Source organism: Selenihalanaerobacter shriftii, from assembly GCF_900167185.1.
Classification (GTDB): Bacteria; Bacillota; Halanaerobiia; order Halobacteroidales; family Acetohalobiaceae; genus Selenihalanaerobacter; species Selenihalanaerobacter shriftii.
This window is the reverse complement of sequence record NZ_FUWM01000011.1, coordinates 1-14,001: the sequence shown is the minus strand read 5'-3', so window position 1 is coordinate 14,001 and position 14,001 is coordinate 1. Positions and strand designations below refer to the sequence as shown.

The following is a 14,001-nucleotide window of genomic DNA, read 5'->3' as shown; positions in this document are numbered from 1 at the left end:
TGTTAGTTTTATATTAGAATTTTATTTAAGGTAGAGTGGGTGAGAGAATGATTAAATTAGAAATGATGCCATCACTTAACAAGGAGTTACAGAAAGTAGAGAATCAGTTACAAGAAATAACTGAAACAAAGTTTAATCTATTATATAGAATTTCAAATAGATTATTAGAAGCTGGTGGTAAAAGATTAAGGCCATTGATGGTTCTATTAACCGGAAAATTAAGTGAAGAATATTCAGTTGAGGAACTAACTTCTGCTGCAGCATCAGTCGAATTATTGCATATGGCAACATTAATTCATGATGATGTAATTGATAATTCTTTTCATCGCAGAGGAGAGAATACAGTTAATAGAGACTGGGGTAATAAGGTAGCAGTTTTAAGTGGAGATTTATTATATACTCAAGCATTAAAATTACTTCTGGAATATGAAGATAAGAGATTATTATCGTATATGTTAGATGTTGTGGGTTCAATTTGTGAGGGAGAAGCCAAGCAAGCTGTAACTAATCATGATTTAAACCAACAAATGAAAGATTATGTAGATAAAATCACAAAGAAAACAGCTCTTTTAATTGCAGCAAGTTGTAGATTAGGAGGTATGGTTTCAGGATTTACTCCTCAACAATTAGATTCCATTGAGAATTATGGTAAGAAAATCGGGATTGCTTTCCAAATTATCAATGATTTAAATGATATAGTTGCTGATAAAGAAGACTTAGGAAAGGAACCTGGAGATGATTTGCGACAAGGTACTTTAACTTTACCAGTACTTTATGCTTTGCGTGAATCTATAGAACAGGAATTTTTAGAAGAGGTAATTGTTAAGCATCAAAATTCTGACCAAGAGATTAAGAAAGCATTAGAGATTCTAAGAAATTCAGGGGCAGTAGAATATACTATTAAAATAAGTCAACAATACATTAATCAAGCCTTAGATTCTCTAAGTCCTTTTTCAGACTCACCAGCCAAGAGCTCATTACAGTTAATGGCACATACTGTAATCAACTCTTATAAGGGGATAAAACCATTAGAAACTGGGGTAACAATTTAAAATAGTAATTAGAAATTATTAGAAAGGGGATAAGTTATATGGCTATTAAAGATTATTTAAACTGGAAAGTAATTGTTGGTGTTTTTATTCTTTTAATCGTATTTAGTGTTGGGGCTATTGAATACACTTCAACACCACAATTTTGTAATTCTTGTCATGTGATGGATGAGGCTTATCAAACTTGGGAGAATACTACCCATAAGGATGTTAATTGCTTAAAATGTCATGCTGATTCAGGTATAATTGGAAAAGTTAAAGTTAAAATAGCAGGAACAAGACAGTTATATCAAGTAGTAACTAATAATGTACCAGAAGAGATTGTAGCTCATGTTCCAGATAAAAGATGTATTAAATGTCATAAAGATATTGGTCAAGTTTCTAAAGTGGAGAATATAAAGATACCACATGACAGTCATATGGAAAAAGATTTAGAGTGTGTTACATGTCATGAGGATGTAGTACATGCTGAGAGTTTAAAGGCATCAAAACCAAGTATGGATACTTGTGCTAAATGTCATGATGTTACGGATATAAATAATTGTGCACAGTGTCATTCTACAGATTAAAATTAAAACATTAAATACTATAGTAAAATAACATAATAATTATTGTCATATTTGATTGATGCTTGAAGAATATACAATTGTGACATAAAGGATTACTAGTTTTTTAAAAAACTAGTAATCCTTTATGCTGATTTATTACTCTACTAAGGAGGCCACCATTGTGACTATTGTAACTATGGGCTTAAATCATAAGACAGCTCCGGTGGAAATTAGAGAACAGATATCGTTTACTTCAAAAGAGAAAGATGCAGCCTTAGAAAGAATAGATGAAGATGATGAAATAGAAGAAGGAATAATTTTAGCTACTTGTAATCGGACTGAAGTTTATGTGGTAAGTTTGAAAAAAGAAGTAGGTATAAAATTCATTTTAAATCTTTTAAGTGAATTTTCTTCTCTATCTAAAGAGGAATTAGAAGAATATATGTATTATTATTTTGATTTGGGGGCTGTTACTCATTTATATCGTGTTGCTTCAGGATTAGATTCAATGGTATTAGGAGAAGCACAGATTTTAGGTCAAGTTAAAGATGCTTTTAATTTAGCCCGGGAAAAAGAAACTATAAGCACTATTCTTCATCAGTTATTTACTGATTCTTTAAAAGTAGGTAAAAGAGCAAGGCATGAAACAGCTATTAATGATAATGCTGCATCAGTTAGTTATGCAGCAGTTGAATTAGCTAATAAGATATTTGGTACTTTAGATGAAGAAGTTGTTTTAATTTTAGGGGCTGGAGAAATGAGTAAATTAACTTTAAAAAGCTTAGTTGATCATGGGGTTGATAAAGTTGTTGTGGCTAATCGAACCTTTTCTAAAGCGGTTAATTTAGCTGAGCAGTTTAATGGTCAAGCGATTAAATGGGAAGAAGTTGACAACTGGTTTAATAAAGTAGATATAGTTATTAGTTCTACTGGAGCTCCACACTATATAGTAAATTATGATATGGTTAAGGATATCTTAATTAAACGTAATGATAAACCTTTATTCTTTATAGATATTGCGGTACCGAGAGATATAGACCCTAATATTCATCAAATTGAAAATGTTTATGCGTATAATATTGATGACTTAGAATCAGTAGTTAATGCAAATTTAAAGAAAAGTGAAGCCTGTGTTTCATCTGTTAAAGAAATTATTGAAGAAGAAGTTAAAGATTTTAATACCTGGAGAAACTCTAGAGATGTAGTTCCAATTATTAAATCTTTAAGAAAACAAGCTGAGCAAATTAGGCAAAAAGAATTAGAAAGAGCCTTGGCAAAGATAGACGGTATCGATGAAGAAGATAAGAATATAATTAAAGGGTTAACTTATAAAATTATTAATAAATTATTGCATAAACCTACTGTTCAAGTTAAAGAGTTTGCTAATATTGAAAATGGCCAGTTGTATCTTCAAGCTGTTAATAAATTATTCGGTTTAAAGAATAATGAGGAGGATGAGTAAAATGGACTGGTCTCAAATATTATTTAAAATAACTTTAATAATTTATTTATTTAGTGGCGGATTTTATATTAAACGTGAATTCTTTTCCAATCCTAAAAGCCCAAATCATTGGACATCAAACCTTCTGTATGTTGGGATAGGAACTCATACTTTAAGTCTGTTAATTTTGATTTTACAAACAGGCTACTTACCTATAAAAAATTTCTATGAAACTCTTTTATTAATAACTTGGACTATAATTATTATTTATATGTTAATTGAATATCTATATAAGGTTAGAGTATTAGGAGCATTTATTATTCCCTTTAATTCATTAGTACTTTTATATGCTAGTTTTTTACCTAATGAAATAGATAATTTACCAGCAGAGATCCATAGCATATGGTTAGATATTCATACTTCAGCTATTTTCATTAGCTATGGTGTCTTTACTTTAGCTTTTTGTATAAGTGTTGCCTATCTTTTACAAGAGAAACAATTAAATGATAAAACACCATCTCGTTTTTATTATCGATTACCTTCACTCAATAAATTAGATAAGCTAAGCTATCAATTGATAATGATTGGTTTTCCATTATTAACGACTGGAATTATCACTGGTTCCCTATGGGCTAATCAAGTCTGGGGTATGTACTGGAATTGGAATGCTAAACAAGTGTGGACTGGGATAGTTTGGTTAATATATGCCATATATTTATATAATAGAGCCAGGAATAATTTGAGTAAAAAAAATAGTGCATATATTACTGTAATCGGATTTTTAACTATCTTAATTACTTATTTAGGATTAACTTTTATTTCATCCAGTTTGCATAATTTTACTTAATTAATTCAAAAAGGTATAATACTTCTTAAAAATGAATTATTAGTGAACTTTTGTACGGTTGCAAGGTTATATCTAATTTGTATAGAATATATTAATTATATTATAAAAAATTTAAGGGGGTAAAATATTGAGTCATTATCCAATAGCATTAAATTTAGATAATAAATCAATATTAGTAGTTGGTGGAGGGACTGTAGCTGAAAGAAAAGTAGGTGCTTTATTAGAGACAGGAGCAGATATTACAGTTGTCAGTCCAGAATTAACTCCTAAACTAGAGGAGCAAAAGGATCAGGATTTAATTTCTTGTGAGAGAAAGAACTATCAAACGGCTGATATTGAGGATGAATTCCTAGTAATAGGGGCTACAAATTCCCCCGATGTTAATAAACAAATAGCTGAAGATGCTTTTGCTAGAAATTTGTTAGTTAATATTGTTGACCAACCGGAGATATCAAACTTCAATGTACCAGCAGTAGTTAGGGAAGGTGCATTATGTTTAAGTATCTCTACGGGTGGGAAGAGCCCAGCGCTCTCTGGTAGAATTAGAAGGGAATTAGAAGAAGGTTTTGGAGTTGAATACGATCACTTCCTAGAACTAATGGGAGATTTAAGAGGAAAAATCATTGCTAAAGTTAATAAGGAAAGAGTTAGAAAACAAATTTTTAAAGATTTAGCCTATTCTAAAGCGATTAAATACATGCAAGAAGGAAGTTATCAACAAGCAATAGAAATAATCAATAATATCTTACCTAGTGAAATTAAAGTTGCATTGCTAGATGATCAAGATGATCAAGATGATCAAGATGATGATAAATTTAAAATCATTGAGGTAAAGGAGGCGAATAATGAAGAATAATAAAGTAATTATTGGAACTAGAAAAAGCCAACTGGCTGTTGGTCAGACACAATTAGTAGCAGATATGTTAGCTGATGCTTGGGCTGAATATGAATTTGAATTAAAAAAGATTGTAACTAAAGGTGATAAAATTTTAGATAAGCCTTTAGCTCAAGTAGGTGGTAAAGGCTTATTCATTAAAGAATTAGAAGTTTCACTTTTGGAGTCTAAAATAGATTTGGCAATACATAGCATGAAGGATATGCCAGCAGAATTACCAAATAATTTAGAAATTACAGCTATTCCTAAGCGGGTAAATCCTCGTGATGTTTTAATTTCTAATAATAATTTGTTAATTGATGAGTTACCTAAAGGGGCTAGAATTGGAACAGGTAGTTTGCGCCGAACTTCTCAATTGTTAAGTTATCGTTCTGATTTAGATATAGTTCCAATTAGAGGTAATATAGATACTAGAATAAAGAAATTACAGGATGAAGAATTAAATTTAGATGCCATTGTTTTAGCTGCTGCTGGTTTAATTAGAATGGGCTGGGAAGATAAGATTACTCAATATTTAGAACCTGATGTGATTTTACCAGCTGCTGGACAAGGTGCGTTGGCTATTGAAACTAGAGAAGATGATGAAAAGATTAAAGAGATTGTTTCAAGGATTGATGATCAAGAAACCAAGTATCGTTTAGAAGCAGAAAGAGCTTTTCTAGAATATTTAGAAGGTGACTGTCAAGTTCCTATTGGTGCTTTAGCTAAAGTTGAAGGAGATAACATCAATTTAGAAGGAATGGTAGCAACTTTAGATGGTAAAGAAACCTTACAGGCAACGATTTCAGGTATTGTGGATGAAGCAAGTGATCTAGGGGTTAAATTAGCTAAAGATTTAGCTAAGAAAGGTGCTCATCAAATATTAAAAAAAGCAAGACAGGAGACTGATAAATAATGAAGAAGGGAAAAGTCTTTTTAGTTGGTGCAGGCCCAGGAGATCCAAAGTTAATTACGGTCAAAGGGTTAGAAGCAATCAAAGATGCTGATGTATTAATTTATGATTATTTAGCTAACCCTCAATTATTAACTGAAGCATCTGAAGAAGTAGAGTTAATCTATGTAGGTAAGAAGGCTGGAGATCATACATATTCTCAAGGAAAGATTAATGATATAATAGTTCAAAAGGCTAAAGAAGGAAAAGTCATCACGAGACTTAAGGGGGGAGATCCTTTTATCTTTGGTCGAGGAGGAGAAGAAGCAGAATATTTACGAGAGCATGGAGTTGAATTTGAAATTGTACCAGGAATTACTTCTCCAATAGCTGTTCCAGCTTATGCAGGAATTCCTCTAACACATCGAGATTTTAATTCGTCAGTAGCTTTTGTAACCGGTCATGAAGATCCTACTAAAGATGAATCAAATATTGATTGGGAAAAGTTATCTACTGCTACAGGAACAATTGTTTTCTTAATGGGAGTTGGAAACTTACCTAATATTGTTAAGCAGTTAAAGAAGCATGGGCGTGATCCTGAAACTTCAGTAGCTTTAATTCGTTGGGGGACTAGACCAGAACAAGAGACAGTAGTTGGTAATTTGAATACTATAGTGAAAAAAGTAAAGGAAGCAGAATTAAAGCCGCCTGCTATTACTTTAGTTGGTGATGTGGTTGAATTAAGAGAGAGATTACAATGGTTTGATAATAAAGATTTATTCGGTAAGCGGATCTTAGTAACTAGATCTAGAAAACAAGCTAGTAGGCTTTCTAAGAAATTATACGAATTAGGAGCGGATCCAGTAGAATGTCCAGCGATTAAAATTGTTCCTCCAGAAGATTTTAAATCATTGGATAAAAAGTTATTAAAAGCTGATGAGTATGATTGGGTGGTCTTTACTAGTGTTAATGGAGTTAAAGGAGTTATAAACAGATTAAAAGAGTTAAATAAAGATGTACGGGCATTTGGTAATGCTAAAATCTGTGCCATTGGTTCAAAGACTGCTGAAGAACTAGAAAAATCCGGATTGAAAGTAGATTATGTTCCAGAAAAATATGTAGCTGAGTCTATTGTAGAAGGTTTAGATGAAGATCTTTCTAACCAGAAATTCTTACTACCAAGAGCAAATATTGCTCGGGATGCATTGCCAGCAGGATTAAAAGAAAAAGGTGCTAAAGTTGATAATGTAGTAGCTTATAAAACTATTACGGGTGAAGGTAATAAGGAAGCATTAAAATTAATAAATGAAGAAGAAGTAGATATTATAACTTTTACTAGTTCATCTACAGTTAGAAATTTTGTTAAAATGTTAGGTGATCGTGATCATGAAGAATTATTGGCTGACGTAACTATTGCTTGTATTGGTCCTATTACTGCAGATACTGCTGGAGATTTAGGATTAGATGTAGATATAATTGCTGAAGAATATACGATAGATGGTCTGGTAGATGCTTTGTTAAAGTATGTAAAATAAATTTATTTAAAATTAATAAAGGTGGGATAAATTATGATTGGTGTTTCAAAACTATTAGGTGGCGCAAAACAATACGGTGATAAATTAAGATATAGCCGTAAGTCAAAAGGGCAAAAACATGGTACTAGAGAAGGAAGCGGTCCGATTGTGGTCTGGAATATGACTAGAACTTGTAATTTAAGTTGTACCCACTGTTATTCAGATTCAGATTATCAACAATATGATGGTGAGTTAACAACTAAAGAAGCTAAGAAATTTATTGATGACTTAGCAGATTTTAATGTACCAGTATTATTATTTTCTGGTGGGGAACCATTAATTCGTGATGATATTTTCGAATTAGCAGAGTATACTGCTGAGAAAGGAATTAGACCTACTATCTCTACTAATGGAACATTGATTACTAAAGAAGTTGCTCAAAGACTTAAAAATATAGGAGTAGGTTATGTTGGTATTAGTCTTGATGGAATGCCAGAAACAAATGATAAATTTAGAGGTAAAGATGGAGCTTTTGATAAAGCTTTAGAAGGAATGCATAATTGTTTAGAGATTGACCAAAGAGTAGGCTTAAGATTTACTATTAATCGTCATAATTATAAGGATTTAAATGATATTTTTGATTTAATTGAAGAAGAGAATATTCCTCGGGCTTGTTTCTATCATTTAGTTTATTCTGGTCGTGGAAGTGAAATGGTTAAGGAAGATATTTCTTTAGAAGAGTCTAGAAAAGTAATGGATCTAATTATCGATAGGACTATGGACTTTTTAGATCGAGGTTTGGACAAAGAAATTTTAACTGTAGACAACCATGCTGACGGAATTTATTTATATTTAAGAATGAAGGAAGAATATCCTGAAAAAGCAGAAGAAGTTTGGGAGCTATTGAGTAGAAACGGTGGAAATAGAACAGGGATTGCGATTGCTAATGTAAATTGGATTGGGGATGTACATCCTGATCAATTTACTCAAAACCATACTTTTGGTAATGTTCGTGAACGTAAATTTAGTGAAATTTGGACTGACACTTCTAAGAATGAAATCTTAGCAGGTTTAAAGGATAGGAAGCCATTATTAAAAGGACGTTGTGCTAAATGTAAGTGGTTGGAAGTATGTAATGGTAACTTTAGATCAAGAGCTGAAGCAATACATGATGACTTTTGGCATGAAGATCCTGCTTGTTATTTAACCGATGAAGAGATTGGTTTAGAATAATAAGTTGTAGACGTAAGCTATAATTTGTAAGTGATGATCAGTAACAGAGGAGTGTGAAAAGTATGTTCCCAGATTTAATTAAAAGACCACGAAGAATAAGAAATAGTAATATTCGAGATTTAGTTAAGGAATCACAGCTGAGTGTTGATGATTTAATCTATCCGCTATTTGTAGTACATGGAGAAGGAATTAAAGAAGAAATTCCATCAATGCCAGGTAATTATCATTGGTCTTTAGATTTAGTTATGGATGAGATAGAGGAGTTAGTTGATTTAGGGATTAAAGCTGTAATTTTATTTGGAATTCCTGAATCAAAAGATCCTCAAGGTTCTAATGCTTGGGCTGAAGAAGGAATAGTACAGCAGGCTTGTCAAAAGATTAAAGAAAAGTACCCAGAATTATTAGTTATCACTGATGTATGTCTCTGTCAATACACAGATCATGGTCATTGTGGTATATTAGAAGATGGGAAAGTCAAGAATGATCCAACATTAGAATTATTAGCACAGACAGCAGTCTCTCACGCTAGAGCAGGTGCTGATATGGTAGCTCCTTCTGATATGATGGATGGCAGAGTAGGAGCTATTCGTCAGGGATTAGATGAGAATGGATTTGAAGATGTATCAATTATGGCTTATTCAGCTAAATATGCTTCTAGTTTTTATGGACCATTTAGAGATGCAGCCCATTCTGCTCCACAGGAAGGTGACCGTCGTTCTTATCAAATGGATCCAGCAAATAGTAGAGAAGCTATAAAAGAGACTGCCTTGGATATAGAAGAAGGTGCAGATATTGTAATGGTTAAACCTGCTTTATCATATTTAGATATTATTAAAGAGATTAAAGAAGAATTTAATTATCCAGTAGCAGCTTATAATGTTAGTGGTGAATTTTCATTAATTAAAGCAGCAACCGAAAAAGGTTGGGTTAATGAAAAAGAAATAGTTTTAGAGATGTTGTTAAGTATGAAGCGGGCTGGAACAGATTTAATTCTGACTTATTTTGCTAAAGATGTAGCAGAATGGTTAAGGGAGGAATAAGATAATGATTATTTCTTGGAATACTACTAAAGAATGTAATTTATACTGTAAACATTGTTATAGAGAATCAGGACCTGAAGCAAAACAAAATGATGAATTAACTACTGAAGAAGGTAAGAAAATGTTAGATGAGATTGCTAAAGCTGGTTTTAAAATTATGATTTTTAGTGGTGGGGAGCCTTTATTACGGGATGATATTTATGAATTAGTTGAACATGCTGCTAGTTTAGGAATGCGGCCTGTATTTGGTTCTAATGGAATGTATATTACTAAAGAGGTTGCTAAGAAATTAAAAAATGCTGGAACTGCCGGTATGGGGATTAGTCTTGACAGTGTTGATCCTAAAATACATGATGAATTTAGACAATTTGAGGGTGCTTGGGAAAAAGCAGTAGAAGGAATTAAGAATTGTATTGAAGTAGGAATTTCAGTGCAGATTAATACTACTATTACCGATGTTAATTATGATGAATTTGAAGAGATTACTGATTTTGTAATAGATTTAGGTGTTAAAGCTCATCATCCTTTCTTCTTAGTGCCAACTGGAAGAGGAAAGGAAATCGAAAGGGATTCGGTTAGAGCTAAACGTTACCATAATATGATTGATCGGATTTTAGAAAAGCAGCAGGAAGTCGATATTGAATTAAAGCCGACTTGTGCCCCGCAGTTTATGCCAGCAGCTAAAGAAAAAGATATGGACATGCGATTTACTCGTGGTTGTTTAGCAGGTACAGATTATTGTTGTATTCTACCTAACGGAGAGGTTCATATCTGTCCTTATCTTCCAGTAGAAGTAGGGAATGTCAAAGATACTCCTTTTGATGAAATTTGGGAGGATGCTGAAATCTTTAATGAATTAAGGACTATGGATTATAGTGGTAGTTGTGGAAGCTGTGGACATACTGATATCTGTGGCGGCTGTAGAGCTAGAGCCTATTACTATTCAGATGGTGATTATATGGCCGGAGAACCTTGGTGTCATAGAGGTGGATGTGCATGAAAAAAGAACTAGACCAAATAGATAAAGAATTACTAAATATTACTCAACGCAACTTTCCATTAATAGCTAATCCTTACGAAGAGATTGGTAGCAGATTAGATATCAGTGGTGAAGAAGTAATTGAAAGATTAAAGAATTTAAAAGAGACAGGATACATTAGAAGATTAGGTGGAATCTTCAGTTCAAAAAAATTAGGATATGTCAGTACTTTAGTAGCTGCTAAAGTAGAAGAAGATAAATATTATGATGTAGCTGAGATGATTAATGAGTATCACGGTGTAACTCACAATTATCGTAGAAACCATAAATTTAATCTCTGGTTTACTTTAATTGCTCCTTCTGAGGAAGAATTAGAAAAGCAATTTAATGAAATTTCAGATTTAACAGGGATTAAAACCTTAAGAAATTTGCCTGCAACTCGATTCTTTAAATTAGGTGTTAATCTTAATATGAAAGAGGATCAATCAGAAAAGGAGGTTTCATAATGCCTGTTGAAATTGATGAAATAGATAAAATAGATAAAGCAATTATTAGAGAAGTTCAAGAAGATTTATCATTAGAAGCAAGACCATATAGAAAAATTGCAGAGAAGATAGGAATAACAGAGGATGAACTCTTAACTAGATTAAATAGATTAGATGAAGAAGGTAAATTGCGTCGCATGGGGGTCATTCTTCACCATCGTGAATCAGGTTATTCCTTTAATGGTATGGGTGCTTGGATAATACCAGAAGAAAAGCGAGAAGAAATAGGTAAATTAATGGCGACTTATGATGAAATTAGCCATGTTTATGAGAGGCCAACTTATCCTGATTGGCCTTATAGTTTATTTAGTATGATTCATGGTCGAAGTAAAGAAGATGTAGAAAGAGTAGCAAAAGATATTTCTAAAAAGACAGGAATTGAAGAATATACTATTTTATATAGCACTGAGCAATTAAAGAAAGTGAGTATGAAATACTTTCGTGAGGAAGAATAATTAAATAAGTTGTTATTAATAACTTTTGGAGGTGAAGATTACATAAATTATGAGTTTAGACAGAAAGAAATCAAATGAATTATTTCAGGAAGCAAAAGAAGTAATTCCTGGTGGAGTTAATAGCCCAGTACGTGCTTTTAGTTCGGTAGGGGCTGAACCGCTTTTCATTGAAGAAGCTGAAGGTTCTAAAATGTATGATGCCGATGGGAATGAGTATATTGATTATGTAGGTTCTTGGGGACCGATGATTGTAGGTCACTCTCATCCTAAAGTAACAGAAGCTATACAAGGAGCGGTGGCTAAAGGTTCTAGTTTTGGGACACCAACTACATTAGAGACTGAAATGGCTAAATTAGTAGTAGAAGCTGTGCCGTCAATTGAAAAAGTAAGAATGGTCAATTCCGGTACTGAAGCTACTATGAGTGCTTTAAGGTTAGCAAGAGGATATACTGGTAAAGATAAAATTATAAAATTGACTGGTTGCTATCATGGGCATGGAGATAGCTTATTAATTAATGCAGGTTCTGGAGTGACAACTCTAGGGATTCCAGGTAGTCCTGGTGTTCCGGAGAAGATTGCTAAGGAGACTATAGCTGCACCTTATAATGATTTAGATGCAGTTAAAGATATTTTTGACAAATATGGTGACGATATTGCAGCAATTATTTTGGAACCAGTAACCGGTAATATGGGAGTTATTAGACCTAAAAAAGGATATTTAGAAGGTTTAAGAAAGGTTACCAATGAATATGAGTCGCTATTAATCTTTGATGAAGTAATGACCGGTTTTAGAGTGGCTTACGGCGGTGTACAAGAGAAGTATGGAGTAACACCTGACTTAACCTGTCTAGGTAAAATAATTGGCGGAGGATTGCCAGTAGGTGCTTATGGAGGAAAAGAAGAAATCATGAATCATATTGCGCCAGATGGTCCAGTCTATCAAGCTGGAACTTTATCTGGGAATCCATTAGCTATGACAGCAGGGATCGAAACTTTAAAACTTTTAGGAGAACCAGGAGTTTATGAACAGTTAGAAGAAAAGTCAGCTAAGTTGAATGAAGGAATTAAAGATAATTTAGAGAAGTTAGGACTTAATTGTTATCAATCCAGAGAAGGAGCTATGTTTAGTCTCTTCTTTAATGAAAATCCAGTAGTAGATTATGCTACTGCCCAAGAATGTGATACTGATTCATTTGCTATTTATTTTAGAAAAATGTTAGAGCAAGGTATTTACTTGGGATGTTCACAATTTGAAGCAGCATTCATGTCCTTAGCTCATACTGATAAGGATATTCAAAAGACTATTGAAGCTAATTATAATGCTTTAAAGGCAGTAAAAGAAAATTTATAAAATTTAAGTAGCAGGGCTATTATTGTTCTGCTACTTTTTTCATTTCCCAAGCAATGAAACACACTTTTCCTATTAGTATCATATTATAGATAATGAGATAAAGACCTATAAAGGAGGTACTTAGCTTGGGAGTAGGAACCTTAGTTTTACTAGCTGTATTAGTTAGTATAGATAGCTTTTATAGTGGACTGGTATATAAAAAAGAGTGTGGGGAGATAGAGTATTCTAATTTATTAATTATACTTGGATATATTATTATATTAATTACTATTACTACTCTTTTAGGAAGATTAACTTTCATCTTAGCAGGAACAGAGATTTCTAAATTAATTAGTGTCTTACTATTAGGAGCAATCAGCTTATTATTCTATATAATTATGAAAGACCCAAATAAAACATACGTTGTTAATAATAAATTTAAAAGAATAAAGGTTATAGAGGATAGATTGAGTGTAGGAGATGTAGAAGAGGATAAAATGGCTATTTTAATAAAATTAGGGATTATTACTAGTGTTGATGTAGCTGTTGTCAGTTTTATAGCAGCAACTATAACTAATCAACTTTTATTAATTATAATTATTTTTAGTTTTGTAGATTTATTTTCTATCAAAGCTGGTAACCTAATTTCGATAGAATAGATTTATTATGAAATCAGTGTCAGGGTAAGAGTGGAATTACACTGACACTGAAAATAATATAGTTTTATTGGTTGCTTTCGGGATTATACCAACCGCGTTGTTGCATAGCATTAAAGATCTGTTCTGCATGCTGTTGTTCTTCTTTTTAACACACATTTCCTCATGTTTTTTAGCATCTTGTAGATAACTTTTTTCTTTGCTTGTTAGTTGCATTTAATTTCCCTCCTCATTTAATATTTACTATCTCCATAATAAAGTCAGGTATACAGGAAAGATATAGTTATTAGGGGTGCATTGTATAATTAAATGCACGGGCTAATAAAAAAATGACACATACTTGTTCCTCTGATAAAATGTTAAGTAACCACACTTAAACATTAAGGAGGCACAAATATGCGTCAAAGTAATTATATCATAGAAAGAGAAAAAGGGAAACATTTAAAACTAGGAGCTCGTAAGATTATTGCTCATTTATATAATAAGCAAAATAAAAATTATAGTGAAATAGCCCGAGAAATGAACTGTCATAGGACAACAATAAGCCGAGAAATAAAAAAGGGTTTAACTACTTTTAAAAACGCAGATTGGTCTGATA

At 32.4% G+C, this 14,001-nt stretch carries 16 protein-coding genes; 15 read left to right on the top strand and 1 reads right to left on the bottom strand.

What is annotated here, in order from left to right:
* Positions 1-47 precede the first annotated feature (47 nt).
* The 14 genes from B5D41_RS07220 to B5D41_RS07155 all read left to right on the top strand — a co-directional run bounded on the left by B5D41_RS07220 (position 48) and on the right by B5D41_RS07155 (position 13,406).
* Positions 48-1,052, top strand: a complete 1,005-nt coding sequence (locus B5D41_RS07220) for a polyprenyl synthetase family protein (protein ID WP_078809956.1) — start codon at positions 48-50, stop codon at positions 1,050-1,052.
* Between the two features lie 38 nt (positions 1,053-1,090).
* On the top strand, positions 1,091-1,618 hold the full coding sequence (locus B5D41_RS07215) for a NapC/NirT family cytochrome c (protein WP_078809955.1): 528 nt from the start codon (positions 1,091-1,093) through the stop codon (positions 1,616-1,618).
* A gap of 160 nt (positions 1,619-1,778) precedes the next feature.
* The gene (gene hemA, locus B5D41_RS07210; protein ID WP_078809954.1) at positions 1,779-3,059 is read left to right on the top strand and encodes a glutamyl-tRNA reductase; all 1,281 of its coding nucleotides are present in this window, start codon (positions 1,779-1,781) and stop codon (positions 3,057-3,059) included.
* A gap of 1 nt (position 3,060) precedes the next feature.
* Positions 3,061-3,885: a c-type cytochrome biogenesis protein CcsB gene (ccsB, locus tag B5D41_RS07205; RefSeq protein WP_159442916.1), complete on the top strand. Its 825-nt coding sequence runs from the start codon at positions 3,061-3,063 to the stop codon at positions 3,883-3,885.
* Between the two features lie 127 nt (positions 3,886-4,012).
* On the top strand, positions 4,013-4,741 hold the full coding sequence (locus tag B5D41_RS07200) for a precorrin-2 dehydrogenase/sirohydrochlorin ferrochelatase family protein (protein WP_200806434.1): 729 nt from the start codon (positions 4,013-4,015) through the stop codon (positions 4,739-4,741).
* Complete coding sequence (gene hemC / locus B5D41_RS07195; protein ID WP_078809951.1) at positions 4,731-5,675, top strand: hydroxymethylbilane synthase; 945 nt, start codon at positions 4,731-4,733, stop codon at positions 5,673-5,675. The genes B5D41_RS07200 and hemC overlap by 11 nt, the downstream gene beginning before the upstream one ends.
* The gene (gene cobA, locus B5D41_RS07190; protein ID WP_078809950.1) at positions 5,675-7,186 is read left to right on the top strand and encodes a uroporphyrinogen-III C-methyltransferase; all 1,512 of its coding nucleotides are present in this window, start codon (positions 5,675-5,677) and stop codon (positions 7,184-7,186) included. The genes hemC and cobA overlap by 1 nt, the downstream gene beginning before the upstream one ends.
* Before the next feature lie 33 nt (positions 7,187-7,219).
* Positions 7,220-8,398 (top strand): putative heme d1 biosynthesis radical SAM protein NirJ1, encoded by a 1,179-nt coding sequence (nirJ1, locus tag B5D41_RS07185; RefSeq protein ID WP_078809949.1) that lies wholly within the window; start codon positions 7,220-7,222, stop codon positions 8,396-8,398.
* Positions 8,399-8,460: 62 nt separating this feature from the next.
* Positions 8,461-9,438 carry a porphobilinogen synthase gene (hemB, locus tag B5D41_RS07180; protein WP_078809948.1) on the top strand — a complete coding sequence of 326 codons (978 nt, stop codon included), beginning with the start codon at positions 8,461-8,463 and terminating at the stop codon, positions 9,436-9,438.
* Positions 9,439-9,442: 4 nt separating this feature from the next.
* A complete protein-coding gene (gene nirJ2 / locus B5D41_RS07175) occupies positions 9,443-10,438 on the top strand; it encodes a putative heme d1 biosynthesis radical SAM protein NirJ2 (protein WP_078809947.1) in 996 nt (331 codons plus the stop codon).
* On the top strand, positions 10,435-10,923 hold the full coding sequence (gene ahbA, locus B5D41_RS07170; RefSeq protein WP_078809946.1) for a siroheme decarboxylase subunit alpha: 489 nt from the start codon (positions 10,435-10,437) through the stop codon (positions 10,921-10,923). Before nirJ2 ends, ahbA begins: the two co-directional genes overlap by 4 nt.
* Positions 10,923-11,417 (top strand): siroheme decarboxylase subunit beta, encoded by a 495-nt coding sequence (ahbB, locus tag B5D41_RS07165; protein ID WP_078809945.1) that lies wholly within the window; start codon positions 10,923-10,925, stop codon positions 11,415-11,417. Before ahbA ends, ahbB begins: the two co-directional genes overlap by 1 nt.
* 49 nt (positions 11,418-11,466) lie before the next feature.
* Entirely contained in the window at positions 11,467-12,768 is a 1,302-nt protein-coding gene (hemL, locus tag B5D41_RS07160) for a glutamate-1-semialdehyde 2,1-aminomutase (protein ID WP_078809944.1), read from the top strand.
* Between the two features lie 125 nt (positions 12,769-12,893).
* A complete protein-coding gene (locus B5D41_RS07155; RefSeq protein WP_078809943.1) occupies positions 12,894-13,406 on the top strand; it encodes a hypothetical protein in 513 nt (170 codons plus the stop codon).
* Positions 13,407-13,442: 36 nt separating this feature from the next.
* On the opposite strand, the gene B5D41_RS14605 is transcribed toward B5D41_RS07155, so the two are convergent.
* Positions 13,443-13,619 (bottom strand): hypothetical protein, encoded by a 177-nt coding sequence (locus tag B5D41_RS14605; RefSeq protein ID WP_234983915.1) that lies wholly within the window; start codon positions 13,617-13,619, stop codon positions 13,443-13,445.
* A 180-nt stretch (positions 13,620-13,799) separates the two neighbouring features.
* Here B5D41_RS14605 and B5D41_RS07145 point away from each other — a divergent pair.
* A partial coding sequence (locus B5D41_RS07145) for a helix-turn-helix domain-containing protein (RefSeq protein ID WP_143555677.1) occupies positions 13,800-14,001 on the top strand: 202 nt, incomplete at its 3' end.